Source organism: Globicatella sulfidifaciens DSM 15739 (assembly GCF_900167405.1).
Classification (GTDB): Bacteria; Bacillota; Bacilli; order Lactobacillales; family Aerococcaceae; genus Globicatella; species Globicatella sulfidifaciens.
Genome location: NZ_FUWO01000002.1, coordinates 55,227 through 80,914, shown reverse-complemented (window position 1 = coordinate 80,914; position 25,688 = coordinate 55,227). Strand labels below are relative to the sequence as shown.

Annotated in this window: 20 protein-coding genes and 1 other RNA gene; 3 read left to right on the top strand and 18 right to left on the bottom strand. The window is 33.2% G+C overall.

Features of this window, described 5'->3' with window-relative positions; all coding sequences use genetic code 11:
- Nucleotides 1-6 precede the first annotated feature (6 nt).
- From arfA to B5D12_RS01465, 8 genes are all read right to left on the bottom strand, one after another.
- Nucleotides 7-1,512 carry an arabinosylfuranosidase ArfA gene (gene arfA / locus B5D12_RS01500; protein WP_078755164.1) on the bottom strand — a complete coding sequence of 502 codons (1,506 nt, stop codon included), beginning with the start codon at nt 1,510-1,512 and terminating at the stop codon, nt 7-9.
- Nucleotides 1,509-2,720, bottom strand: a complete 1,212-nt coding sequence (locus tag B5D12_RS01495) for an arabinan endo-1,5-alpha-L-arabinosidase (RefSeq protein ID WP_078755163.1) — start codon at nt 2,718-2,720, stop codon at nt 1,509-1,511. Before B5D12_RS01495 ends, arfA begins: the two co-directional genes overlap by 4 nt.
- 2 nt (nt 2,721-2,722) lie before the next feature.
- Entirely contained in the window at nt 2,723-3,673 is a 951-nt protein-coding gene (locus B5D12_RS01490; protein WP_078755162.1) for a glycoside hydrolase family 43 protein, read from the bottom strand.
- 5 nt (nt 3,674-3,678) lie between these two features.
- Nucleotides 3,679-5,088: a glycoside hydrolase family 43 protein gene (locus tag B5D12_RS01485; protein WP_078755161.1), complete on the bottom strand. Its 1,410-nt coding sequence runs from the start codon at nt 5,086-5,088 to the stop codon at nt 3,679-3,681.
- On the bottom strand, nt 5,066-5,680 hold the full coding sequence (locus B5D12_RS01480) for a YesL family protein (protein ID WP_078755160.1): 615 nt from the start codon (nt 5,678-5,680) through the stop codon (nt 5,066-5,068). Before B5D12_RS01480 ends, B5D12_RS01485 begins: the two co-directional genes overlap by 23 nt.
- A gap of 4 nt (nt 5,681-5,684) precedes the next feature.
- On the bottom strand, nt 5,685-6,518 hold the full coding sequence (locus tag B5D12_RS01475; RefSeq protein ID WP_078755159.1) for a carbohydrate ABC transporter permease: 834 nt from the start codon (nt 6,516-6,518) through the stop codon (nt 5,685-5,687).
- A gap of 12 nt (nt 6,519-6,530) precedes the next feature.
- Nucleotides 6,531-7,430: a carbohydrate ABC transporter permease gene (locus B5D12_RS01470; protein WP_078755158.1), complete on the bottom strand. Its 900-nt coding sequence runs from the start codon at nt 7,428-7,430 to the stop codon at nt 6,531-6,533.
- Between the two features lie 90 nt (nt 7,431-7,520).
- On the bottom strand, nt 7,521-8,858 hold the full coding sequence (locus tag B5D12_RS01465; protein ID WP_078755157.1) for an ABC transporter substrate-binding protein: 1,338 nt from the start codon (nt 8,856-8,858) through the stop codon (nt 7,521-7,523).
- Nucleotides 8,859-9,057: 199 nt separating this feature from the next.
- Between B5D12_RS01465 and B5D12_RS01460 the strand changes: the two genes are divergently transcribed.
- Nucleotides 9,058-9,948, top strand: coding sequence for an ArsR/SmtB family transcription factor (locus tag B5D12_RS01460; RefSeq protein ID WP_078755156.1), 891 nt, complete (start codon nt 9,058-9,060; stop codon nt 9,946-9,948).
- A 514-nt stretch (nt 9,949-10,462) separates the two neighbouring features.
- Here B5D12_RS01460 and B5D12_RS01455 read toward each other — a convergent pair.
- The 9 genes from B5D12_RS01455 to tadA all read right to left on the bottom strand — a co-directional run bounded on the left by B5D12_RS01455 (nt 10,463) and on the right by tadA (nt 20,509).
- Entirely contained in the window at nt 10,463-12,397 is a 1,935-nt protein-coding gene (locus tag B5D12_RS01455) for a glycoside hydrolase family 127 protein (RefSeq protein WP_078755155.1), read from the bottom strand.
- Nucleotides 12,398-12,413: 16 nt separating this feature from the next.
- Entirely contained in the window at nt 12,414-13,667 is a 1,254-nt protein-coding gene (locus B5D12_RS01450) for a glycoside hydrolase family 27 protein (protein ID WP_234982884.1), read from the bottom strand.
- A gap of 79 nt (nt 13,668-13,746) precedes the next feature.
- Entirely contained in the window at nt 13,747-15,174 is a 1,428-nt protein-coding gene (araA, locus tag B5D12_RS01445; protein ID WP_078755154.1) for an L-arabinose isomerase, read from the bottom strand.
- Nucleotides 15,175-15,190: 16 nt separating this feature from the next.
- Nucleotides 15,191-15,886, bottom strand: a complete 696-nt coding sequence (locus tag B5D12_RS01440) for an L-ribulose-5-phosphate 4-epimerase (RefSeq protein WP_078755153.1) — start codon at nt 15,884-15,886, stop codon at nt 15,191-15,193.
- 10 nt (nt 15,887-15,896) lie between these two features.
- A complete protein-coding gene (locus B5D12_RS01435) occupies nt 15,897-17,486 on the bottom strand; it encodes a xylulokinase (protein ID WP_078755152.1) in 1,590 nt (529 codons plus the stop codon).
- A gap of 115 nt (nt 17,487-17,601) precedes the next feature.
- Nucleotides 17,602-18,657 (bottom strand): GntR family transcriptional regulator, encoded by a 1,056-nt coding sequence (locus tag B5D12_RS01430; protein WP_078755151.1) that lies wholly within the window; start codon nt 18,655-18,657, stop codon nt 17,602-17,604.
- A gap of 217 nt (nt 18,658-18,874) precedes the next feature.
- Entirely contained in the window at nt 18,875-19,216 is a 342-nt protein-coding gene (locus B5D12_RS01425) for a cupin domain-containing protein (RefSeq protein WP_078755150.1), read from the bottom strand.
- Nucleotides 19,217-19,506: 290 nt separating this feature from the next.
- Nucleotides 19,507-19,592: signal recognition particle sRNA small type (gene ffs / locus B5D12_RS01420), an RNA gene on the bottom strand.
- Nucleotides 19,593-20,011: 419 nt separating this feature from the next.
- A complete protein-coding gene (gene tadA, locus B5D12_RS01415) occupies nt 20,012-20,509 on the bottom strand; it encodes a tRNA adenosine(34) deaminase TadA (protein ID WP_078755149.1) in 498 nt (165 codons plus the stop codon).
- Between the two features lie 441 nt (nt 20,510-20,950).
- Here tadA and B5D12_RS01410 point away from each other — a divergent pair, with 441 nt between their 5' ends.
- A complete protein-coding gene (locus tag B5D12_RS01410; protein ID WP_159443822.1) occupies nt 20,951-21,820 on the top strand; it encodes a helix-turn-helix domain-containing protein in 870 nt (289 codons plus the stop codon).
- Between the two features lie 185 nt (nt 21,821-22,005).
- A complete protein-coding gene (locus tag B5D12_RS01405) occupies nt 22,006-22,884 on the top strand; it encodes a LysR family transcriptional regulator (protein WP_078755147.1) in 879 nt (292 codons plus the stop codon).
- 292 nt (nt 22,885-23,176) lie between these two features.
- Here the strand turns inward: B5D12_RS01405 and B5D12_RS01400 are convergent, their stop codons facing one another.
- Nucleotides 23,177-25,678, bottom strand: a complete 2,502-nt coding sequence (locus tag B5D12_RS01400) for an ATP-dependent Clp protease ATP-binding subunit (RefSeq protein WP_078755146.1) — start codon at nt 25,676-25,678, stop codon at nt 23,177-23,179.
- Between the last annotated feature and the right edge of the window lie 10 nt (nt 25,679-25,688).

The following is a 25,688-nucleotide window of genomic DNA, read 5'->3' as shown; positions in this document are numbered from 1 at the left end:
GCTCCTTTACTCCTTAACTAAGCATCTTATAACATTCCAAGACAAACCACTTAAACTAGTTAAAACATCCGATGAATTAAACGACACATTCTCTTTCACCGATGGTTTTACAACCTGATTATTTACATCATTATCTGCTTTAATATCATAGCCAGCCATCTCAATCGTTTCTCTAATCTCCATTACTTCGTATCCTGATAATTCTACTTTAAAATCCAACGATTCTTTCGAACGATTGACTGCAAAAATCGTTACAATCGATTCTTCTTCATTATACACAGCAATACTTTCAACAAATGGTACTTCATTAAAGTCTTTAGTTGCGTAAGTTGGGCTTTCAACTTCAGGGTCTAATGCTATTCCACGACCATAATTTGACATATGCATAAAAGGATAAAATATTGTTTGCTTCCATGCTAATGATTCATCATCTTGTTCTGTAGATATAGGGGCAATAACATTTACTAATTGTGCTAAACAGGCAATTTTTACTCTATCTGAATGTTTTAATAATGTAATCATCAAACAACCAATTAAAAGCGCATCTTCAAAATTATAATGGTCTTCCAAAATTGGAGGAGCAATTTGCCAAGGTTCCACATTTTTATCTTGTTCATTAGAGTGATACCAAACATTCCATTCATCAAATGATAAATTAATTACCTTCTTACTACGTTTCTTTGCCTTAATCGCATCACACATAGCAATAACACCTTTTATAAATTCATCCATTGCTAATGATCTTGCTAAGTAGTGCTCTAAATCATTTTCGTGATTACCATAATATTGATGTAAAGATAAATAATCGACATGCTCATAAGCATGATCTAATACTGTCAATTCCCATTCACCAAAGGTGGGCATTTGATCACTTGAACTCCCACATAATACCAATTCAATTGAGTCATCAACCAATTTCATGACTTTGGCAGTTTCCTCTGCTAATCTACCATATTCATCTGCTGTTTTATGGCCAATTTGCCATGGGCCATCCATCTCATTTCCTAAGCACCAAGTTTTAATATTAAAGGGCTTTTGTTGACCGTTCTCAATTCTCAGATTACTCCAGTAAGTCCCAGACGGATGATTACAATATTCTAATAAATTTCGAGCTTCTTCAATTCCACGAGTGCCTAAATTGACCGCCATATTAATCTCCATACCAACTTCTTTTGACCATTCATAAAATTCATGTAGACCAACCTCATTAGTTTCCACACTTTTCCACGCTTGGTCTAATCGTTTGGGTCTTTGGCTTACTGGTCCTATTCCATCTTCCCATTTATATCCGGATACAAAATTTCCACCTGGATAACGAACTAAAGGGATATTTAGTTCTTTTACTAAGTCTTTCACATCATTTCTAAAACCTTTATCATCTGCCGTTTTGTGACTAGGTTGATAGATTCCTCCATATACAGCCCTACCCATGTGTTCAATGAATGAGCCATAAATACGTTCATCAATTTTTGAAACTACTCTCTTATTCGAAATTTTCAATTTAGCTTTCATATACTATACCTCTCAATAAATGATTTCTTTCCAAAAAAGGCTAAGCCATTTTTATTTAAACCAGATAATATGATTTCTTGGTGACTGCCATTCAAACTAAAAACTTTAAAGATTTTACTACCATACTTGTATTCATTATTTCTTATTTGTATCAACTCATCTTGAGTAATCTCTATATTAGTACTAGTCACAATTTCAGAGCCATAATTCAATTCAATCATATTCCAATTTCCAACAATTTTTTTCGAATCTGTAATTGGTCGTTCTTCGAAACCAGTAATATTTTTTATACTTACTACTGGCCAACCATTTGATAACCAGTAGATTTTACGAATATTCAAAATAAACTGATCCGAAAAAGGTTGTAATCGAGCGTGATGAACTAGATAATACGTATTTTCAAATGAGAGAATTGAATTGTGCCCCGGAGCAAATATAGCGTTCTCATTTTGGAATTGATAACTTCCTAAAAGTTTAACTCCTACTTTTTCAGGGGTTTCATCTTGTACCATCTTATTACCTAACAAGTCCACATACGGTCCTTTAATATTTTTAGAACGCCCCACTCTTATATTGTAAGTATCATTTAACGAATCAAATGAGGCGAACAAATAATAATAATCAAAACATTCATTATATAGGATAAAAGCTCCTTCAATTGCTGTGTCTACACTTTTAGGTCTTCGCGCAATTAATGTTCCAAAACTATTATCCTTTAATTTTCCAGTTTCTTTATTGAGTGGTGCAATGTAAATACCTCCAAAAAAAGATCCATATACTATCCACATCTCTTGATTTTTATCTAATACAACATTAGCATCGATAGCGTTATGCTGTGATAATTGAGGTGATGTTTTAATTACTTCGCCTTTATCACGCCATGGTCCTTCAGGCGAATTAGATTCTGCCAAACCAATCATTGACACAGTACTTCCAAAAGTAGAAGCGGAATAATATAATCTAAAGATATTGTTATATTTGATTACTTCAGGAGCCCATAGACCTTGAGCATTACTCCACTGTTTTGCTTCCGTAGGAACACCATTAAAAACAGTCCCAATAAACTTCCAATTTACCAAATCTTTTGATTTTCTAATAGGTATCCCAGCGGTCAATGGTTGATTTGTATCTGTTGAAAATAAGTAAAAATCACCTTGATGGTCAATAATCGTTGGGTCATGAACTCCTCCTTCGTAGTTACAATACATCGCTACTCTCCTGGTTCACCAAAAACAGGAAATCCTTTTTCATTCCAAGTAAATATTTGGGCATGGGCATGTCGATTAGGATTATTTAAAGGATCGCCAGTATCGTTTTTAGCGGGTCTTGCATGATAAATTAAAACATCTTGTTTGCCATCTTCGGACTTAGTAAAAGAGTTATGCCCTGGGCCAAACAACTGGTTTTTTTCTGATGATTTGAAAACAGGTTCTTTTTCTTTATTCCATGAAAAACCATTGAGTAAATCATCATCAATATTCGCCCACAGTAATCCCATCGCATAGTTTTCGTCAGTTGCGCTAGCAGAATAAGTAATAAATACTTTATCATTTCTAATTAAAGCGGCAGCGCCTTCATTTACTTTAAATCCAATTTTTTCCCATGGATACTCTGGAATCGATAGTAATGTTTGATACCCTTTTAAAGTCCAAGGATTTTCCATTTCTGAAATATAGAGATTTGAATTTCCAGGAATACGTGGATCTTGTTGAGCCCAGACATAATATAAACGTTCTTTTAATTCAAATACTGTCGCATCGATGCTGAAACTTTCAAATTGAGTTGTAATCTGACCTTTTTCTACCCACTCTCCCTCGAAAGGATCATCATTGGTATTTTCCAATACAAACATTCGATGATGTCTATCTTTATTTCTTATTTCCGCGTCATCCGAAGCTGCAAAATAAATATACCAAGCTCCTTTTAAATAATGTAATTCTGGCGCCCAAATTAATTCACTTAACTTTCCACTTTCATGCGCTTTCCAAATTGTTTTTACTTCTTCTGTCTTACCTAATTCATTGATTGATTTTGCTCTTCTAATTTCAATGGACTGAAAGTCTGGTACAGAACCTGTAAAATAATACATCCCATTAAAATGCTTATACACCCACGGGTCCGCTCTCTCTATTACAATTGGATTATTATATTTGTTTGTCATACTGGTTACTCCTCTACTTTAATTAAATAAATAGGTTCTCCTTCTTGAGATAGACCTGAAAAATTTATTACTTCTTTTTGCTGTAAATCATCCCATTCTGCAAATACAAGACCAGAATATTCTTTACCATTTTCTAATGTAATATTTACCTCATTTCCCTCTCGTTTAATAATCTCACCCTCAACATCTCCATTAATTATTTCATTATCAATTTCTATATGTTTTGGTAGAGTAATATTATCCACGATTAACTTATCCATTATTATCGCTTTATATTTTCCATTTAATAATTTAGCATCTATTGATTCTGCTAGTTTACCAGAGTATCTCGTTGGTGAAACTACTGGCCATCCATTACTTAAAAAATGTAACTGGTGAACACGAACCTCATGTAATTCACCAGCTTGTGGAAATCTGGTGTGAAAAATCAAAAAGTAAGCATTTAAATCTTTATGATATAGTGTCGAATTATGACCCGGTGATACATACCCATTATTCTTATTTGGCTTCTCATCAAAAGCAAAATTACCAATTATTTTGACACCAAAATCTTGAATACTCGCATCATCGAATAACGTATTATACTTTCCTTTAACATCAGAGAACAGTGTCCCTTCCATATCCTCATAAGGTCCATCTGGATTTTTAGAACGTGCAACTCTAATATTATAGCCGCCTTTAGTATCAAGTCCTCCAAAAGAAGTAAATAAATAATAATAGCCTGTATCCTTGTTATATTGAATATAAGGCCCTTCAATTCGGCTATGATTTCCACCACCTAAATGAGTTCCATAAGTATTGCGATCAATTGGAAGTCCCGTATCCTCATCCATTTCTAAGATAAAAATCCCACCGGAATATGATCCGTAAACCATCCATAATTTTCCATCATTATCATAAAATACATGTGGATCAATAACATTAGGATGCTTTGTTGCATCATAAGTTTGTCCAAACTGTGTTTCTGTTCCAGAATAAAGGAATGACTCAATTTTCTCGTAAGGTCCTTCTATGTTATCTGACACTGCAACACCTAAAACTGATAAAGGACTACTACCTTCACATAAACAATAGTAAAGGTAATATTTACCATTTTTTAATTGAATAATATCGGATGCCCATAATGTATCAGTTTTGGCAAATTCAAAATCTTCAGCTAATTGTTCCTTTATATTTTCAAACAATTTACTATTATTGACATTAGTGGAAATTTGAGTCCACGAAATTAAATCCGAGCTTTTCGCAAAAGCAGCATGAGAACCAATAATATAATAATGATTATCCACTTCAATAATTGATGGATCATGTACAGAAGCATCTTTATATTTTGGATTTTCTGCAGCGATTTGCATCGGAATAAAAACACAAAAAACGACTAATACAACATAAAAACTAAATAAGCACCGTTTCTTCATTTATAATTCCTTTCAATATTAATTTTCTAGATAAGAGTTTCCCCATAAATACTATAAAGAAACTTATTGTTAACAATACAATTAATGAATTTACGTTTATTAATAAATAATAAAGTATAAAAAACAAAAACATAATTGTCGTTTCCATCAATGTTATCAATGGTGAAAATAAAGTTTTAATTAATAATTTTTTCTTACTAAATTTTTCTGACATATGGAGTATTGAATAGTTCAATATCATACTAATGAAATAAATAATTAAAAAACCTAATGGTAGTTTAAAGATGGCAAATAATATAGGTATTTCATCGACCATTTTATATTCGCTCAATAATATGATTAGCAATAATGATATAACGGTTGAATCAAGCCATGATTGTCTAATCGATAAAATATAATGTTTTATAAAGCATTTAATGATCTTAGAATACTCTATTTCATCTTTCACTATTGGTGCGGTTCTTAAAACAGCTGATATAGACGGCAATAAACCGAAGATGAACAATCCTAAAACTAAGCCGATCCAAAATAAAATACTAAGTAAAATACCATTAGTTATTCTTCTTAAATAAAGCATTATTTTTACACTCATATTACTAACCTTTCACTCCTGAAATTGCAATGGATTCAATAATTTGTTTTTGGAAAACAATAAATACTACTAAAACTGGAATGAGTGAAATTACTGAAGCAGCCATAATTAACGGATAGTCTGTTTGAATAGCATATGCTGCATTCAAATTAGCAATAACCACTTGTAAAGTTTGTTTTCTCGGTGTATTCAAATAAATTAATGGTGCCAAGTAATCATTCCAAACTCCCATAAACCATAAAATAAACTGAGCAGCTACTGCTGGTTTAATTAATGGGAATATTAATTTTGAAAATATTGTTAAATAACTTGCCCCATCAATTTTAGCCGCTTCTACAATTGAATCAGGTATATTTGATAAATACTGTCTTAAAAAGAATATCATTGTAATATTCCCAAAAAGACCTGGCACTATTAATGGTAGTAAAGAATCTATCCATCCAATTTTTGAAAACATCATAAATTGTGGAATCATAACAGCTGGATACGGAACCATAATTGCAGATAACAAAATTAGGAACAAGACATTTTTATACGGTAGTTTTAACTTCGCGAATGAAAAAGCAGCCATACTAGATGTTAATGTTCCAATAATTGTGACACTAAGCGAAACAATTATTGTGTTTTTTACTCCATCAAATAATGTGTCTAACTCAATCAATCTTTTATATGCATCAACAGTTATTGGATCTGGAATCCATTGTGGTGGTAATTGAAATACACCTTCTTTATTTTTTAATGATGTTGAAATCATCCATAATAAAGGTCCCACCATAATAATTGCACCTATAGAAAGAATAAGTACTATAAGAATATTTGTAATATTTTTCTTTTTCATCATTATACGCTCCTAATCAATTTGATAAGATTTTTTATTATTAATATAAAATTGTAGGGCGGTAACTACAAAAACAATAAAAGCAAGGACTAAAGCCATACTACTTGCATAACCCATTTGCCAATTTTTAAAAGCTTTTTGCCAAATATACCAAACAATTGTTGCAGATCCATATCTTGGTCCACCTGTTGGTGTCATAATATTAATTTCAGTAAAAATTTGTGAACCACCAATTATGTTAGTTACTACTAAAAAGAAAGTAACTGGTTTGACCATTGGCCAAGTTATAAATCTAAATTTATGAAATGAAGATGCACCATCTAATTCAGCGGCCTCATAAAAAGTTTTAGGAACACTTTGGATAGCAGCCAAATATAATAACATGGAATATCCTAAACCTTTCCAAATTGTCATAATGATTATTGCTGGTTTAACAGTAGCAGTGTTTTGGAGCCAATTAGGTCCCTCAATTCCAAAAATATTCAACACTTGATTTATAAGTCCAAAATCTCCATTATAAGCCCATTGCCATAAAATTGACACAGCTGCTAAAGAAGATATCACCGGTATATAATAAATAGTTCTAAAAATCGATGTGCCTTTAATGCCTCTACTCAAAGCTGAAGCCAAAGCAAAAGATAAAAGTAACCCAATAGGTATTCCAATCATTAAATAGAAAGTATTATATAGTGTTTGAAAAAAGTATGGATCATTAAACATTTGAACAAAATTATCTATTCCAATAAAATTCATTCTTCCCAATCCATTCCAATCTGTAAATGAAGCATAAACTGAATAAATTAAAGGAATTAATGAGAATAATACGAACCCTATCGTCGGTGCCAGAACAAATAGAAATGCCACTTTATATTCTTTGCTATGAAGATTTCCTTTCCGGTTTTTTATTTCCATAAAAATACACTCCTTTTTATAAAAAAAGAAGTGAGTTTATAAATCTGTTAATAAATACCCACTTCTTTTTTACATTATCAATACAACCTACTATCTATTCGTATTTGCTGCATCTAACTTCTGTTGCATTCTTGGTTGTACTTCAGCAACATATTCTGCAGCAGTCTGATCACCATCTAAAACAGCTTGAATATTAATAAAGAATTCATCATACCACTCAGCATTGTAAGTTCTTGCTGCTGGCATAGCTCTACCGTATTCCTCAACAACATCCAAAAATTCTTGCTTGTTAGATGGTTTAGATTCAGTATCTGAAGCCCATTCATTCGCCATATCAATTAAGTTAGGAATTTGAATTTTTGCATCAACCAATTGTTGTTGTCCTTCTACAGAAGCACTTAAATACTCAACTAGTTTTGCAGCTTTCTCAGGAGCTTGAGTTTTCGAAGATACTCCTATTCCAAGTGATCCAATCCAAGTTGCGCTTTGTCCAGTTTTACCTGCTGGCCAAGGCATTAAATCATACTCGAATGGTAATTTATCATAAGTACTCATATCCCAAGGTCCTACCGGAAAGAACGCAATTTCACCATTCATCCATCGTTGATAAGTATCTAAAGTCTGTGCATCTGAAATAGATGGAGTAACTTCATGAACATTTTGTAAATCTGCTAAATATTGTAATGCCTCAGCAAATTCAGGTGTATCAACAGTAACTTTATCCATTGAGTCATTAATAAAGTCTGCACCGTTACTCCAAACAAATGCTTGTAAGCTCCAATTTATATTAAACCCAGTCCCCCATTGATCCAATTGACCATCGCCATTTGTATCCAATGTTAATGCTTTCGAAACTTCTAAAAACTCATCCCAACTATACGGTTTATCAGGATCAGGTAACTCTACTCCGGCCTTTTCAAACATATCTTTGTTGTATCCTAATGCAAATGGCCCTAAATCTTTAGGTAAACCATATAAAGGGCCGGTTCCAACTTGTTCACCATCATAACGATAACTTTCAGAACCATATTCCCAAATATTATCCAAGTCAAAATCTGATTCCTCAATATATTTAGTGATATCTAGTAATACACCATTATCGACATAAGCCATTAGGTTAGACTGCTCGATATAAAATACATCTGGGACGTTCCCTCCCGAAATTGCAGCTTGCAATTTTGTTGCATATTGATCTGCATCAGTTGCGATAATTTCTACAGAAACATTTTCGTTTTCCTCAAACTTTTTAATCGCTGCTTCATAAGCTTTCTTCTCATCTTCACCACCTCTAAACATAAAAGTTAATGATGACGCTTCTTCTTTTTTTGATGTAGCCGATTCATTATTCGTGGAATTGTTTGATACCCCGCAACCTGAAAGAAAAGCAAAACTAACTAGTCCCAATAAGCCTAATTTTTTTAACCTCATTTTATTAACCTCCTATTTTTTAAACGCTTACATTACTATAATTCCATTATAACTGTGCGCAAATTTTTGTCAACACTTTTATTAATTATTTTCATTATTTTTTTACTTAATTAACTTTTATGTTAATTATAATGTTGTAATTCCACTTTTTTTATGTTATTATTTACTATAGTATTAATTGAGAGTGAGGTTTTTTATAATGCAAACATTTATAGATGAAGATTCTCTTGTAGTTTATGAAGCACTATCCAGTAAAGTTAGACTAGATATTATTCAATTATTATCTCAAAAAAAATTAAACATTAAAGAAATTGCAAAAGCGTTATCTCTTAGTAGTGCAATCATTACTTCACATATAAATAAATTAGAAAGTGCCAAAATAATTAAAACTGAAAAAGTTGGTCAACAAAAAATTTCTTCTTTGGCTGTTGATAAAATAGAAATCAATTTTCCTAAAAAAATTTTTTCTGCATTTGATGTTGATTTTATTTCAATTCCTATCGGACACTATACTGATTTTAGTATTAAACCTACTTGTGGTCTTGCTTCAGATACGCATTTTATTGGAAATGTCGATGACCCTAAATATTTTATGCTTCCAGAAAGAATTGATGCACAAATTCTGTGGTTCACTCAAGGTTATATTGAATATCAAATACCAAATCTCATTCAAGTTTCAAATAATCTTGAAATGATTGATATTACATTAGAAATATCATCTGAATTTCCTTTTGCTAACGATAATTGGCCATCAGATATTACTTTTTCATTAAATGATGTCGAAATCGGCACTTGGACGAGTCCAGGTGATTTTGCAGATACAAGAGGAGTGTATACTCCAGAATGGTACCCAGATAATTTAAACCAATATGGACTATTAAAAACCATTAGAATTACATCCCACGGAACATATATTGATGGCGATCCGTTATCTGACATAACTACTCAAAATTTCTCTGTAGATTCTCAAATTTGGAAATTTCGTATAGAAGTAAAAGAAGATGCGCAAAACGTTGGAGGATGTACTTTATTTGGAAGTAAATTTGGTAATCATCCACAAGACATAATTTTTAAAACTTATACTAGCTAAAATATTCTGTAATATTTTATAATCAGTATTAATTAAAAAAGTATATAGGAGTTAAAATAATAAGGAACAAATAAAGAAGCATTCGATTTTTTATCATCGAATGCTTCTTTATTTCAAATTTTTTGCATATTATCCTAAGTGGTGGAGAATTTAATTTAAACGCACACTATATTAGTCCTTTTATTTTTGATAATTTTCATTCACAAGACCATGTCTTATTTTAATACACATTTTGCCTAGTTATTAAGAATTTATCAAGTTTGTCCAGTCATTTTTCGAAATTTTCTGAAAATAAAAACAACACTCAACAAAGAATTGTATTGTGTCTCAAAATGAGACACAATGAAAATTTATAAATCAAGTTAAATTTTTTACCCTAAGAGAACCAACTCTGTTTCAATTGATGATATAAAATTTTGTTAATCCTTTTGTGTGAATCCCCTCATTAGAAAGGCATATTATCTTGAGAAGACCACACAATTAAATTTTTACAGCTTAATTTTAATATTCCAAGCTATAAATAATTGAACCAAATTCTCATTTCATTTTCATTGCGATTTCCCCATAGAAAATAAGGTATCATTGTAAGCTTGGCATCCTCATATTCTGGTGCTACAGAAAGATATTGATACAACTCTTCACACTGCCAAATCTTTAGTTTTTTAGCATTTAGACATATTTTTTTATACTCACTTTGTTCTTGTTCACTTGCTTCCTCAATTTTAGATAATTCAATCAGATAGCGATGTAAACTTTTTTCATTATCTATTTCCTCAGCACAGTAAATGAACGGTCCTTTCTGAATAGCAACTTTATGCGCATCAGCTACTACGTATGGATTGGCGACATTCGCAATAATTTCTTCTTTACCATCAAAATTAACCTCAATGGTGCCTTCCTTTGTTTCAAAAACCATAAAACCATTGTCTATCCCTAAATAGTTTCCTTGTATAACTTCCACTTTTAATTTATGTAGCCAATTAGGTAAATACACTTTAACTACAGTATTTTTACCATTAAATTTTAGGTAGTATTTTGGATGTTCGGCTTTCTTTTTTAGCTCTAAGTCTCCGTTAAAATACTTAATTTTTGATGGTATTAATAAATTAAGGTAATTAATATCATCCGAGTAGGAAGCTATAAATTTACCTAAAGCACCTATTGTTCTCGTAAAATTAGGTGGACAACAAGCACATCCAAGCCAATCTGGTCTCTTTAACTTTACGTGACCTTTACTAGGATTATAATGGCAAGAAACAGGTTCCACTTCTAAAGGGTTAACATAAAAAAAATGTTTCCCGTCAGTGCTGATACTTGCAATAATTGTATTGTATAAAGTTTTTTCAATAACTTCTAAATATTCAGTTTTTGGATTTAGTTTAAATAATTCTAATGCAAAATTTATCAAGGCAATCGAAGCACACGTTTCACAATACATTGTATCATTGGGTAAATCATACTTTCCTGTGAATGCTTCGCCGTGAACGGTCGATCCAACCCCACCTGTTATATACATCTTATACTTAACAATATTCTTCCAAAGCACCAAGCAAGCATCATACAAAGGTGCGCTCATATCATTTTGTACAATTTTTGCCATTGCAATTGTCATATATAACAATCTTACGGCATGACCAACTGCTTCTGTTTGATTTTCAGGCTTTTTATGTGCTTGATGATAAAACACATTAATTTTTGGTTTATCGTTAGACAGATTTTCCTCATACAGACGATTAACTTCTTCCTGAAAAGCATTTATATTTTCTCCTCTAATGTCAATAAAAAATTTAGCCAATTCTAAATAAGATTCATCAGAAGTATATTCATAAAGTTTTACCAAAGCTATTTCTATTTCCTGATGTCCATCTGCGATTTGTAATTGTTCTGATTCTCTTCCAAAATTCCTTTTTATATTTTCAGCAAACTTAATCGCAATTTTTAACAGTTTATTTTTATTTGTTGCTTGATCATAGGCAATCGCCGCTTCAATCAAATGACCAGCGCAGTATAGCTCGTGACTTCGATATAATTCACGATACCTCAAATGTGGGGATCTACATTGATAATAGGTATTGATATAGCCATCCTTCTCTTGAGCCTTTTCAATAATGTCAACTATTAAGTCCACCTTGTTCTCTAGTTCCTTATCACGTTTCATCATTAAAAAATAAGAAACGGACTCAATCCATTTATAAACATCAGTATCTTGAAAAACCCATCCAAAATGATCACCATCAACAAGTCCAGCAGTAATAAGTAAATTTTTAATTGCATGACTTTTTCCTGACGGTAAGTTTTCATCTTTTCTTTCAGCTTCTACATTCACTTTTACACTATCATTTAACACCTCAAACTGATAAGGTAATGTTATGGATTTGACTTTTTCTTGCATATTTTTCCAAAACGAATCCATTATTTCAATGTTTTTTATATCAACTTCTTTTAACATCTTTTTTCCTCCTGTTTTATAGTTTTACCAATAATACACTGTGTTGATTTAGTCTATAACCACTAAATGAAAGATGTTTTTGCTTCCAAATATCATAACCTTTACTAACTCCTACTAATTCTACGATTTTAGTTGGAATCTTTCTTGATTTTTCGGAAAGATTAAAAATTCCATAATATTTATTCTTTTCAGATAGAGCTTCCCAGACAATTAATTCATCTTGACAGTAAATCTCTTTTCTCTTTAAAACTGTCCGATGCATCTCCAAAACTTCTTCATTGGTGATAAGTGAGTAAGTAAATTCATCTATATCAGGCAAGATGCCTCCGAACATTAACGGGGAACCAAATATACTCCATAAACTCATCATGACGTATTGCTCGTCCTTTGTTAAACGAGTCCAATTATCACCACCTCCTCCATCAACAGCCCTAATTCCAATATGCCCAAGTGGTAACATATCACAATCAGGATAAGAACCAATACTTACATATTTACTCCATATTCTTGCTTTCTCAAACATATGATAAATCGATTCCCATTTATCCCATAAATCATCTGTCATACGCCACATATGAGCATTTTTAACAAAAAACTCTGCATCTGAAAGTTGTGCTGGTCCAGGAGATAAAGATAAAACCATGTTTCGTCCGCTTTTTTCAATCGATTTTCTAATTGCGATAACTTCTTTTTTATGTGCCTCATGGTAAAGTTTAGAATAAGCAATATCATCCACTTTTACAAAATCAACTCCCCACTCAGCGTATAATTCAAATAATGAATCATAATATAATTGTCCTTCAATTAAATCAACATTTACGCCATACATATCGCTATTCCATGGACAAATATTATTTAACGCTATATCTCTTGCGGTTTTTATTGTTCCTTTAATCAAAGTATTTCGATGTACTGCTTGTCTAGGAATTCCTCTCATGATATGAATTCCAAACTTTAAGCCTAAAGAATGAACATAGTCTGCTAATTCTTTAAAACCTTTTCCATTTCGACTACTTGGAAAACGATTTTCAGCTGGTATTAACCTCGAGTATTTATCCATACATAGCGGATAAAAGTTATTATAAAGAGTTGATTGTGCTTCCGGCTCACTCCATTGAATATCAACTACAACGTACTCCCATCCATGAGATTTTAAATTTTCAGACATGAACTTTGCGTTTTCCCTTACCTCCTCTTCTGTAACAGAAGCTCCATAACAATCCCAACTATTCCATCCCATTGGTGGTGTTTTTATAAAATCGGTCTTCATACAATTCTCCTTTATTTTCTATAAGTAGAATAGGGAGTAATAACTATTCTCAATTAGTTATTACTCCCTATTAAATGTCCTATCTTATCACCACATACTCCAAGCCAACTAACTTAGCCCATGCAACTAATTGATCTGTTGTTAAAGCTAATGAAACAACGGTATGGTGGCCTCCACCTGCTTCAATCCAAGCGTGTACACCTTCCTTAAAGCTTGGTAATACTTCCCACATCACACGTGCGACGGGTAATTTAGGTGCCGGTTCTTCCGGTGTAAAGGCTTTAACTTCATTGATTAATAATTTATAGTGTGTCCCAAAATCGGCAATTGAAGCTACAACTCCGTCACCAGCTTTACCGTCAAATACAAGTCTGGCCGGATCATCTTTCCCACCAATGCCAAGCGGTGCGACTAATATTTTTGGCTTGTTGACCGCTAAGCTTGGATCGACTTCTAGCATATGAGATTGTAAAATGGCTTCCTTCCCTTCGGCTAATTCATAGGTATAATCTTCCATGAAGCCTGTAGCTGTATTGTGAGACATTACTTTCATGAAACGATCTAAAGCGGCAGTTTTCCAATCGCCTTCTCCTGCAAAACCATACCCTTGAGCCATTAAGCGTTGAACCGCTAAGCCTGGTAATTGTTCCATTCCCCATAGATCTTCAAAATTACTAGTAAATGCTGTATAACCACCTTCATCTAAGAAATGTTTTAAGGCAATTTCATAACGCGCTTGGGTCTTAACATGTTTTTCCCAGACCTCTTTTTCGTAGTCAGCATAATCAAAATCATAGAGCTTTTCATATTCAGCAAATAATTGATCGACTTCTTCATCAGTCACCTTCTCCACCACGGCAACCAAATCCCCAATTCCATAATAATCGACAGTCCAGCCTAATTGAATTTGGGCTTCCACTTTATCTCCTTCAGTTACCCCAACATTACGCATGTTATCACCAAAACGAGCCACTTTTAAATTAAAACTTTCACCATAAGCTACTGCTAAATCCATCCAACGGGCAATTTTTTGTTGAACATCTGTATTTTTCCAATATCCGACTACGATTTCATTATTTTTTTGCAAACGAGCATTAATAAAACCATACTCGCGATCGCCATGGGCAGACTGATTGAGATTCATAAAATCCATATCAATAGTGGACCATGGAATTGATTCATTAAATTGAGTGGCTAAATGTAACAATGGTTTTTGTAATAATTTAGTTCCACGTATCCACATTTTCGCTGGTGAGAAAGTATGCATCCATGTAATAACACCAGCTACTTCATCACGATAATTAATTTCTTTCATTAATTTTGTAATAACATCAGCAGACACCGCTAATTCTTCTTGAAACACCACAGGATAAGGTAAATTTCCTTCTTTATTTAAGTGGTCAACAATGGTACGAGCATCTTTTCTTACCTCTTCTAATGCTTCTGGTCCATATAAATGTTGTGACCCTACTACTAACCAAAATTGTTTATTTGATACTTCTAACATCTACATCCCTCTTTCATTAATTTTGCCCATAGTAGGCATCTTTTCCATGCTTTCTTTGATAATGTTTTTCCAATATATAATCCGGTAATTCTGGCGTTTCAGGATTCAATTGCATTGAATAAAAGTTCATTTTACAAACTTCCTCTAAAACAACCGCATGCATCACAGCATCTTTGGCATCTTTGCCCCATGTAAAAGGTCCATGCCCTTTTAATAAGATACCGGGGACTGCCAAGGGTTGAATCTTACGTTCAGTAAGTGTCTCAACAATCACTTCACCTGTATTGGCTTCATAACCTGCTTCGACTTCTTCTGAGGTTAAATAACGAGCACAAGGGACTGTTCCATAAAAAGTATCGGCATGAGTGGTACCAAAGCATAAGACATCTTTTCCTGCTTGTGACCAAACGACAGCCCAAGGTGAATGTGTATGCACAACTCCTCCGATATCTGGATAATGACGATACAAGGCGGCATGTGTCAACATATCAGAAGAAGGTCGATTTGTTCCTTCAACGATATTTCCATCAAAATCACAAACAACCATATCCTCTGGTGTCATCACATCATAATCTACACCTGAAGGCTTAATGACAAATAATTTTTGCTCATGGTCGGCTTGACTAACATTCCCCCATGTATATTTAATTAAGCCTCTTTTTGGTAATTCTAAATTCTCTTCATAAACGATTCTTTTTAATTCTTCTAACATTTTATTCTCCTCAAGATTTAAAATAACTAATGGCTGCTTTTTCGATTGGTAATCCTAATTTATAACTTGATAAATAGGCTTTTGCGTTCTTTACTTCTTCTCCTTCAGGTTGAACGGTAACATTTTCTATTTCCTTAAAGACAATTGTTTCTAAATACTCATTTAAAGCTAAATCAGCATGATTTAAATAATCGGCTAATAACGCCATTCCCCAGGCACCACCTTCATTTGAAGTTGTTGTAACCGTGACGGGAATATTCAAAATATTAGCTAAAATAGTTTGCGCCACTTTAGGGGTAGTAAAGATACCACCATGACCTAGTAATTGATCAATCTCGATTTGTTCATTTTGGGTTAATAATTCCATCCCAATGGCCAGTGTACTAAAAGCTGATAATATTTGAGATTTAAATAAATTCGCTAAGTTAAATTGACTGTTAGGCTGACGGACTAGTAATGGTCGACCTTCTTCAATTTGGATAATATTTTCTCCTGAGAACAGTCCATAGTTTAATAATTGACCACAGTTTGGGTCACCTTCTAATGCTTGATTAAATAACAGTGTATACGTTTGATCAAGAGATAATGGACTCCCCGCCTTTTGAGCAAACTCATAGAAGAGATTTACCCAAGCATTAATATCGGAGGTACAGTTATTAGCATGTACCATTGCCACATCATCTCCGCTTGGAGTGGTAACCATATCAATCTCAGGATATATATTACTCAAGGGTTGTGCGAGTACAATCATAGCAAAAATAGAAGTACCTGCTGAAACATTACCTGTTTTCGGACTCACACTATTGGTCGCAACCATGCCGGTTCCTGCATCACCTTCCGGAGGGCATAGACGACTTCCTGGCTCTAAATCACCCTCTGGATCAAGCAACAAAGCGCCCGCTTGTGTTAGTTTCCCTGCATCTTGACCCGCAATGAGTACTTCAGGCAATACCGTTTCAATCTGCCATGGAAATACTTTGCTCTCAATCAATTTATCAAACTGCATCAATTTTTCTTTATCATACTGTTGAGTTGTCGAATCAATTGGAAACATCCCAGAAGCATCTCCTACTCCTAGTACTTTTCTATCTGAAAGCAACCAGTGGATGTATCCGGCTAAAGTCGTCATAAAATCTAATTCATAAAGATGGGGTTCTGAATCCAAAACTGCTTGATACAAATGAGCGATGCTCCAACGTTCCGGTATATTAAAATGAAATTCATCCGTTAATAATTTAGCAGCTTCAGTTGTATTATTATTGCGCCAAGTTCTAAACGGTACTAACAGATTTCCTTCAGCATCGAAAGGTAAATAGCCATGCATCATCGCGCTAATGCCGATTTGTCCAATCTTCGTTAAGGTTACTCCATATTGATCTTTTACTGCTGCTTTTAGATGGGTAAAGCAAGTTTGTAGTCCTTCAATGATGGCATCTTGACTATACGTCCAAAAACCATCTACTAATTGGTTTTCCCATTGATAAGAACTATCGGCTAATAATTTTTGTTGGTCATCGATTAAGATGGCTTTAATTCTAGTAGAACCAAATTCAATTCCTAAACTTGTTTGTCCGAGCAATAATTTTTCTTTTATTTCCATTTAATCACCTCTTAAAAACAATGTATCCCCTTACAATATAAATTATAAATATTTTGTCCGTACATGTCAATGGTTAATTTTATTTGTTTGTACAAAAAAAGAGATAACATCACTGTTATCTCTCAACTAATTCACCTACAAATATTTCCGTCTCAATGGCTTTATTTTTTTCGATTGATTCGATGATTTTATTAGCCGCTATTCTTCCTAATTCATCTTTTATATGTTGGACACTACTAAAACCGCCTACCGCTGAAAGGATAGAATTATCGTGACTGGATAATTGGAGTTTACTTCCTAAAATAGGGCTCTTTGATTCTACTAATTGTTGTAATTTTAATGCCACCTTATCATTATAGCAAACAAAAGTTCGAGTCGTCGTTTCATCATTTATGACTTGGTTAGCAATATTAGCCAAAGCTGCATCGAGTGTTTCAGTTGTATAAGTATGAATAGCTTCTTTACTAAAACTAACACCTTTTTCTTCAAAGGCTTTAATAAACCCTTTCATTCTTAATTTTCCTTGTAAATCATCAATCTTCGTAATTAAGCCAATATTCGTGATTCCTTGGTTAAGCCAAAACTCAGTTGCTTTTTGCGCGGCTTTTCTATCATCCATCGCAATATACGGTAAATCGAGTGTTTCATAATAAGCATTAATAAACAATATGGGGATACCCAGTTCTTTAAATTTTGAATAGTAAGCAATATTAGGATTGAATAAATTACTCTTTGTTGGTTCGACAATTAAGCCAGCTACTTCCTCATCCAACATACGTTTTAGACAAATTTCTTCTTGGACAATATCATTATCGGTACTTGCTAAAACAAGGCTGTAATTATTTTGTCGTAGTACCTCTTCAATTCCTCTAATAATATCGGGGAAAATATAATCAGACAGATAAGTAGTGATGACACCAATTTTTCGCGTTGAATTGTTATTCGTCGACTCAATCAAACGATTTTTTACATAGGTTCCTGATCCTTTTTCAGATCGTAAATAACCTTCATTGATTAAAATCGAGAGTGCTTGTCTAATGGTATGTCGACTAACATCAAATTGTTCCTGTAATTTGGCTTCGGTAGGAATCACATTGCCAACGGCATAAGTTCCCTTTATTATTTCTTCTCTTAAAACTTCAGCTATTTGCTGGTATTTCGGTAAATTCATCGCTTAATCTCTCCACCTATAATTTGTACGTACATTTATTTTAACGGATTATCCATTAAAATACAATATAAAAAAATTGGAGAAAATTAAATTTTATCCTCAACTTACTCTTTTCTTCAATTCAATTGCATTGGGAATAATCACACAAAACCATTTTGAATGAACGAAAAATCAATGATTCGATTATTATGCAATTGATTTGTCAATTTATGAATGTTTATAATAAATCGACACGGATTGGATTGAAAAAATCCATAAAAATTGAGTTTTCTGCTAATGGAATGCATCCATGTTCAACATTAGAGCGAAGTGCTAAGGTGTCACCTTCATTGACAATTCTTTCTTCTTGTTCACCATTTTCGTGAATAATTAAAAACTTGAATGTTCCTTTTTTAATATAAGTAATTTGTTCATGAAAATGCTTATGGGTCGCGATTGCTGAATTTTCATCAACTGGATGTTCAAATGCCATCTCCACTAACATACTTCCGTCCAAAATTTGGGCAATACGTCTTTTAGAATTATCCGTTAATTGTACCCATTCTTGATTAATTGCCATATTCATCCCCTCCATAATATAAGTTTATTTTATCAAATAATTAAGTTTTTGAATATACATAATTTTGTAAGTGCAGCTCTTAACTATCACGTTTAACTATCATCATTGCGCATTAAGAAAACGAGAATCAGTTATATAGTCTAGGCATAGCCAGTCAAACTTGAAATTAATCTTCATCGTTTTATACTTTTAGTATCATTATTCCTATCTACCATTTAAGGAATTTCGAATTTAAAATGCTCACAAAACGCATTATTTATTCAAGAATGTTGATTTAATAGGATTTATAGAACAAAAAAAGGCACATAACTTCATCACTTATAGCTGCTACCTTCCGGTCCTGACTCGATTCGTGAATCCGTTATTGCCTTTATTTATTATAACATATTTATTTTGAGAATTCCAATCTTTTTCAATCTTTAATAATGAACACTTTCGATAGTATCCCAATAATGTTATACACATCCAAAACTCCTGAGGAAAGCTAACCATCGTAATCTTTAAAAATATCTCAAGTAGTCAAAAAGATGTTACAAACGTCAAAAAATTCTGATAACACGGTTACCTTTATTGATCCTGTTGTTTGTTTAAGCATTAATTTACTTTATACGATGCTTTCATCGTTTTTGGTCCATATTGATGGCACCTGTTGATACATAAATTCTAATTCCACCAAAAGAGCTAATAAACATCAACCGTTAACTATTTTTTAGCGAATTGTGCTAGTTTATCAACAAGACATTGATAGTTATCCACAGTTAATGTGTAAAATGTTGACAGCTTTGTGGATAACTATTAACTCTTTGTGGATAACTTTTTCTTTTTCCGTAAGTTTCTGAAAAAATTAGTCAGTTTTGCTCCACATTCATCTGCTAGTATTCCCGAAATAACTTCTGGTTCATGATTAAAACGAGGTTCTTCTAATAAATTGAGCACACTTCCTACACTGCCTGCTTTTGGATCACGGGCTCCATAGACCACTGTTTTAACTCGCGACAATATAATGGCACCTGCACACATGGCACATGGTTCTAACGTTACATATAGTGTCGCATCCTCTAATCGCCATTTTTCTAAAATTTGATTGGCTTGGTCGATGGCTAATAATTCGGCATGTGCAATCGCTCGTTTAGAAATTTCTCTTAAATTATGTGCTTTAGCAACGACTTTGTTATCTACAACTATGATAGCACCAATGGGTACTTCTCCTTGCATTTCAGCTAATGAGGCTTCCATAATTGCTATTCGCATAAATTTTTCATGTTTCAACCGTTGTGTTTCAGTTAATTCCATTTCTTTGCGACTCCTTATGATTATCTATTTAGGCTAATACAGATTATCTCTCATTCTTTCAGCATAAAATTAAAGATGGCATATAGTTAAAATTGACATAATATTTGCTTCGGGTAGTCATCCTGCTTTTTAAATAGCCTTTATACAAACCATACGATAGTCATCTAGCACTATAGTTACAAGTAAAATACAGTGATTCTCATCAAGTGTGAGGATAGGCTCTTTAATTTTTCAAACATGATTCCTCTTATCTTCAATCCTATTACAAAAATTGAGTTTACTAAGCAGGATTTTCATACTCTGTATTATTTTATATGCCTAAGGTCCATTCGACATTTTTTATTACATCCATGTTTTTTGTTGCATTCTGTCTCTAAAAATATACTTTCAAGCTGCACTTATGGTACACTATTAATAACTAATTTTCAAGGAGAGGATATTTTGATAAATTCCATTATACAGCTCTTTCCAGAAGCGATGATTAATCCAACAAATGTAGAGGATTTGAGACAGACGCATCATATTATTACCGTTGAAAGTCAAATAATGGCGATTCCTTTTTCTTCCTTATCTCATAAAGAAATATCGTTGCTTAACATTGTCAGTGATCAAGATAATTTTACTCCAATTACTCGAAACTCTCATTGGCAAAACTTTCTGGAAAAAAAATCTACTAATATGCCGATTATTTCAGGAAATCTACAAATTTTACATATTAATTTTAGAAAATTACCAGAAAACTTTGACGATGAACTTTGGTTTAATACACTAAAGGAATCAAGCCATCAGATTATTGATTGGTTTACTAAAAATGAGCGTCGATATAGTGTTGTTTTAAGAATCAAACCCAACGATGAAATCTCAATTGATCAACTCCTTGGTGTTATTCAATCGTTAGATGCTGATTTTGATACGGTCACTCAAGCAATTATTGGTTTAGTCCATCAACTCTCAGTCAACTTACCCATGCGTTATGATGAAGAACTTGCTATTGTTGAACAAAGTTTTCAAACAGAATTATTAGGTGTATTAACTCAAATTACACCCGTATTATTAAAACAAATTGGTAAAAAAGCGCTTAGCGATTTACCCCTATTGACTCCTTTGAAACAAGTTATTGTGAATAATACGGAATATTCTTCTCTAATTGAAACATTATTTGAAAATCAAGGAAACTTATCACAAACCGCTGATAAGCTCTTTATTCATCGGAATACTTTAACCTATCGTTTGCAAAAATTTTATAAAGAAACAGGAATGCAATTACAATATTTACCTGATTTAATGATTTGCTTCCTCTGCATTGCTTAGTACCTTTTTTAAAGCAACTTTTAGTCACTTCTATGCAAGGTTTAGAATCTCTAATATTTTTATTGCATTTTTATTCTAGTGTACGATAGATTAATAAATAGTGCTTATAATAGGGTTTTGTGCTATAATAATGAATGAATTTAACATTATTCTTTTGATACTCACTGAATATTTTGGAGGTTATTATGAACTTACGAGACTTAGAATATTTCAAATATTTAGCTGAAAGTTTGAGTTTCACTAAAACAGCTGAACATTTTTTTGTGTCTCAACCTTCTATTTCGATTGCTTTAAAAAGATTAGAAGATGAATTTGAGACTACGTTAATTCAAAGAGAACGATCAGCTAAAAATATCCATTTAACACCGACTGGACATACCTTATATCAACGCACTATCGATATGCTAGGTTTATATGCCCAGACGAAGCTAGAAATTAAAGCAGTGGGGATTGATACAATTCAGCTAGGTTTAGTTCCAGCGATTGGAAATTTATTTTTACCTCAACTTTTAGCAAATGCTAACGATTATTTACAAAACTTAAAATTAATTGAAGAGAATACAACTGATGCATTATTCGATTCATTAAGAAAACAAAAATTCTCTATCGCTATTATGGCTCACGACCAACCAACATTTGCTAATCTCTGGATTGATACTTTTCCTATTGCGAAAAGTCCATTAAAATTATTTGTCTCACAAAACCATCCTTTAGCCAGATATCGTGAACTAAGCTTAATGGAACTCGTTGATTTACCTTATGTTTCTTTATCAAATGGTACTATCCACGAAAAATTATTCCAAAATTGGGCCACAACAAATCATTTATCGTTGGATAATGTGTTTTACTGCAATGATATGAATACTCTCTCTTCACTTGTTGCTTCTGGTGAAAGAGTCGCACTTTTAATGGAAAATGTCTCTCTAAATCGTGATGATTTAGTTGCGATTCCGATTAAGAACCCACCTGTTGGTTACTTGAATTTAGTTATTAACAATGAAATGGTGTTATCTGATACGCAAAAAGCTTTTAATGATTTATTAATTAAAAGTATTGAGGGTTAATCAATAGAGTTCGTACCGTTATATCCAAAAATAAATAAAAGCAAACAAAAAGAGTTAGAACCTATTCCTATTGGAGTAGTCCTAACTCTATTTTTTTGAGCCAAAATTTATTATCATTTTGACAATAATTTTTTAAAATGGCATTCTGACAGTCACAAGCGAATTAAAAATTTTTTGATATTGATTGCATGAACGACCATCATATCAGTGACCCTAAAAGTAAGAGTATTTTCTATCATTTTTGGGAGTCACTGTCGCATGATTAGCTTGATTTTTTAAAAGAATGACTCGATTATTTACTCTTCTCTTTACTACGGTTATTAATATTTATCGAACCACTTCTACCGCCAATCGTGATTTTGTCACCTAAGGCAATTGTACCACTTAATAGTAGTTCACTTAATTCATCTTCAATTTGTTTTTGAATAGCGCGGCGAATTGGTCTTGCACCGTAATCTGGATCAAACCCTGCTTCAGCAATAATATCGACTGCTGTATCTGTTACGCGGGCTTCAATTTCTAATTCTTCTAAACGTTTCACAATTTCAGCAGTATGTAATTTTACAATCTCACGAATGTTTTCCTTACTTAATGAGTGGAAAACAACTGTCTCATCAATACGATTTAAGAATTCTGGACGGAATGCACGTTTTAATTCTTCACGTATTCTAGATTCCATCGCTTCATGGTTTTGTGTTACTGATACTGCACCAAACCCAACTGATTTTTCATCTCTTAAGGCTGTTGCTCCTAAATTGGACGTCATGATAATAATAGTGTTTCTAAAGTCTACTTTTCGACCTTTACCATCTGTTAAATGGCCATCATCAAATACTTGTAATAAAATATTAAAGACATCTGGATGAGCTTTTTCAACCTCATCTAATAAAATTACACTATACGGTTTTTGACGTATTTTTTCAGTCAATTGCCCTGCTTCTTCATACCCCACATATCCTGGAGGAGATCCTACTAAACGAGAGACACTATGTTTTTCCATGTATTCCGACATATCAACTCGAATCATACTATCTTCGCTACCAAAAATTGCTGTTGCTAAAGTTTTGGCTAATTCTGTTTTTCCAACACCGGTAGGTCCTAAAAATAGGAATGATCCAATTGGACGTTTCGGTGATTTCAAACCACTACGAGCTCTACGAATCGCTCTGGCAACTGCTTTGACGGCTTCATCTTGCCCAATTACACGTTCATGTAATTCAGCTTCTAGATTAATCAATCGTTTGCTTTCGCTTGATTCCATTTGTTGCACGGGCACTCCTGTCGCTAAAGCAACTACTTGCGCCACATCTTGTGCTGTTACTTTCAATTGCGATACTGTTGAATCATCATTTGCTTTTTCCTTAGCTTTATCAAGTTCCGCTAATTGCTCCTCTAGAGCAACTTCTTTTTCTCTTAAATTAGCGGCTTCTTCAAAATCACGATTGAGAATTGCTGCTTCTTTTTTATTGCCAATTTCAGCTAACTGATGTTCAATTGTTTCAGTCGTGACTTTATTTGGCATAATCGCAGAATCAATACGAACACGTGCAGAAGCTTCATCAATTAAATCTACCGCTTTATCTGGCAATCGTCTTGCTGTCATGTAGCGAGAACTTAATTTTACAGCGGCATCGACTGCTTCGTCAGTAATTTCGACTTTATGGTGATCTTCATATTTTTCTTTTAGCCCGTTAATAATTAAGATGGATTCTTCTTGACTAGGCTCATCAATTTGTACTTTAGAGAAACGTCTTTCTAATGCTGCATCTTTTTCAATATACTTTTGGTATTCATCTAAAGTAGTGGCACCTACTACTTGTATTTCTCCACGAGCTAAAGCAGGTTTTAATATATTGGAAGCATCAATCGCTCCTTCAGCTCCCCCAGCACCAATTAATGTATGTAATTCATCAATAAACAGAATAATATTACCGTCTTCAGAAATTTCTTCGATAATTTTTTTCATGCGCTCTTCAAATTCACCGCGATATTTCGTTCCCGCTACTAATGCTCCCATATCTAACATAATTAAACTTTTCTTAGCGATATCTTGAGGAACATCTCCTTGAATCATTCTTTGAGCTAATCCTTCTGCTATAGCTGTTTTACCGACACCTGGTTCCCCAACTAAGACCGGATTGTTTTTGGTTCTACGACTGATAATTTGCACAATTCGGTGAACTTCTTTTTCACGTCCAATCACCGGATCCAATTCATTTTGTCTAGCTAGCTCAGTTAGATCTCTAGAAACTGAATCAAGTGTTGGTGTTTTAGACGTCTTTTGTGCCTCTTTATTGTTACGAGGATTTCTTCTACGTCGATTGTTACCACCACTGGTTGGGTCTTGACTAGCTAAGCCAATTAATTCATAAATTGTTTTGCGTAATTCATCAAAATCAACACCAACGTTTCTTAGTAAAACTGTTGCTAAAATTTCTTCTTTTAAAATACCTAATAATAAATGCTCGGTTCCAACTTTTGGAGCGCCTAAGCGTTTCGCATCATTGGAAGCATTCATAATAACTTTTTTGGCACGTGGAGAATAAGGTATGACTCTTTCGGCATTGAGTCGTGGTTGGCTAAATTTTCCATGAATGGCTTCTAATTCTAAAATTAATTCATTGAAAGTAGCGCCATGTTCTCTTAATGCTTTTCCAGCAATTCCAGTTTCTTCACGAGATAAACCTAATAATATATGTTCTGTGCCGACTGCTTGATGTTGCATATAATAGGATTGTTCTGCAGCATAAATCATCGCTTGTCGTGCACTTTCTGTAAATAGTTCTTCAAACATTTTTATTCAC

Excerpts from the sequence above, each read along its gene's own strand:
- arfA (WP_078755164.1), bottom strand. The coding sequence starts at position 1,512 with ATGAAAGCTAAATTGAAAATTTCGAATAAGAGAGTAGTTTCAAAAATT.
- B5D12_RS01495 (WP_078755163.1), bottom strand. The coding sequence starts at position 2,720 with ATGTATTGTAACTACGAAGGAGGAGTTCATGACCCAACGATTATTGAC.
- B5D12_RS01490 (WP_078755162.1), bottom strand. The coding sequence starts at position 3,673 with ATGACAAACAAATATAATAATCCAATTGTAATAGAGAGAGCGGACCCG.
- B5D12_RS01485 (WP_078755161.1), bottom strand. The coding sequence starts at position 5,088 with ATGAAGAAACGGTGCTTATTTAGTTTTTATGTTGTATTAGTCGTTTTT.
- B5D12_RS01480 (WP_078755160.1), bottom strand. The coding sequence starts at position 5,680 with ATGAGTGTAAAAATAATGCTTTATTTAAGAAGAATAACTAATGGTATT.
- B5D12_RS01475 (WP_078755159.1), bottom strand. The coding sequence starts at position 6,518 with ATGAAAAAGAAAAATATTACAAATATTCTTATAGTACTTATTCTTTCT.
- B5D12_RS01470 (WP_078755158.1), bottom strand. The coding sequence starts at position 7,430 with ATGGAAATAAAAAACCGGAAAGGAAATCTTCATAGCAAAGAATATAAA.
- B5D12_RS01465 (WP_078755157.1), bottom strand. The coding sequence starts at position 8,858 with ATGAGGTTAAAAAAATTAGGCTTATTGGGACTAGTTAGTTTTGCTTTT.
- B5D12_RS01460 (WP_078755156.1), top strand. The coding sequence starts at position 9,058 with ATGCAAACATTTATAGATGAAGATTCTCTTGTAGTTTATGAAGCACTA.
- B5D12_RS01455 (WP_078755155.1), bottom strand. The coding sequence starts at position 12,397 with ATGTTAAAAGAAGTTGATATAAAAAACATTGAAATAATGGATTCGTTT.
- B5D12_RS01450 (WP_234982884.1), bottom strand. The coding sequence starts at position 13,667 with ATGAAGACCGATTTTATAAAAACACCACCAATGGGATGGAATAGTTGG.
- araA (WP_078755154.1), bottom strand. The coding sequence starts at position 15,174 with ATGTTAGAAGTATCAAATAAACAATTTTGGTTAGTAGTAGGGTCACAA.
- B5D12_RS01440 (WP_078755153.1), bottom strand. The coding sequence starts at position 15,886 with ATGTTAGAAGAATTAAAAAGAATCGTTTATGAAGAGAATTTAGAATTA.
- B5D12_RS01435 (WP_078755152.1), bottom strand. The coding sequence starts at position 17,486 with ATGGAAATAAAAGAAAAATTATTGCTCGGACAAACAAGTTTAGGAATT.
- B5D12_RS01430 (WP_078755151.1), bottom strand. The coding sequence starts at position 18,657 with ATGAATTTACCGAAATACCAGCAAATAGCTGAAGTTTTAAGAGAAGAA.
- B5D12_RS01425 (WP_078755150.1), bottom strand. The coding sequence starts at position 19,216 with ATGGCAATTAATCAAGAATGGGTACAATTAACGGATAATTCTAAAAGA.
- tadA (WP_078755149.1), bottom strand. The coding sequence starts at position 20,509 with ATGGAATTAACTGAAACACAACGGTTGAAACATGAAAAATTTATGCGA.
- B5D12_RS01405 (WP_078755147.1), top strand. The coding sequence starts at position 22,006 with ATGAACTTACGAGACTTAGAATATTTCAAATATTTAGCTGAAAGTTTG.
- B5D12_RS01400 (WP_078755146.1), bottom strand. The coding sequence starts at position 25,678 with ATGTTTGAAGAACTATTTACAGAAAGTGCACGACAAGCGATGATTTAT.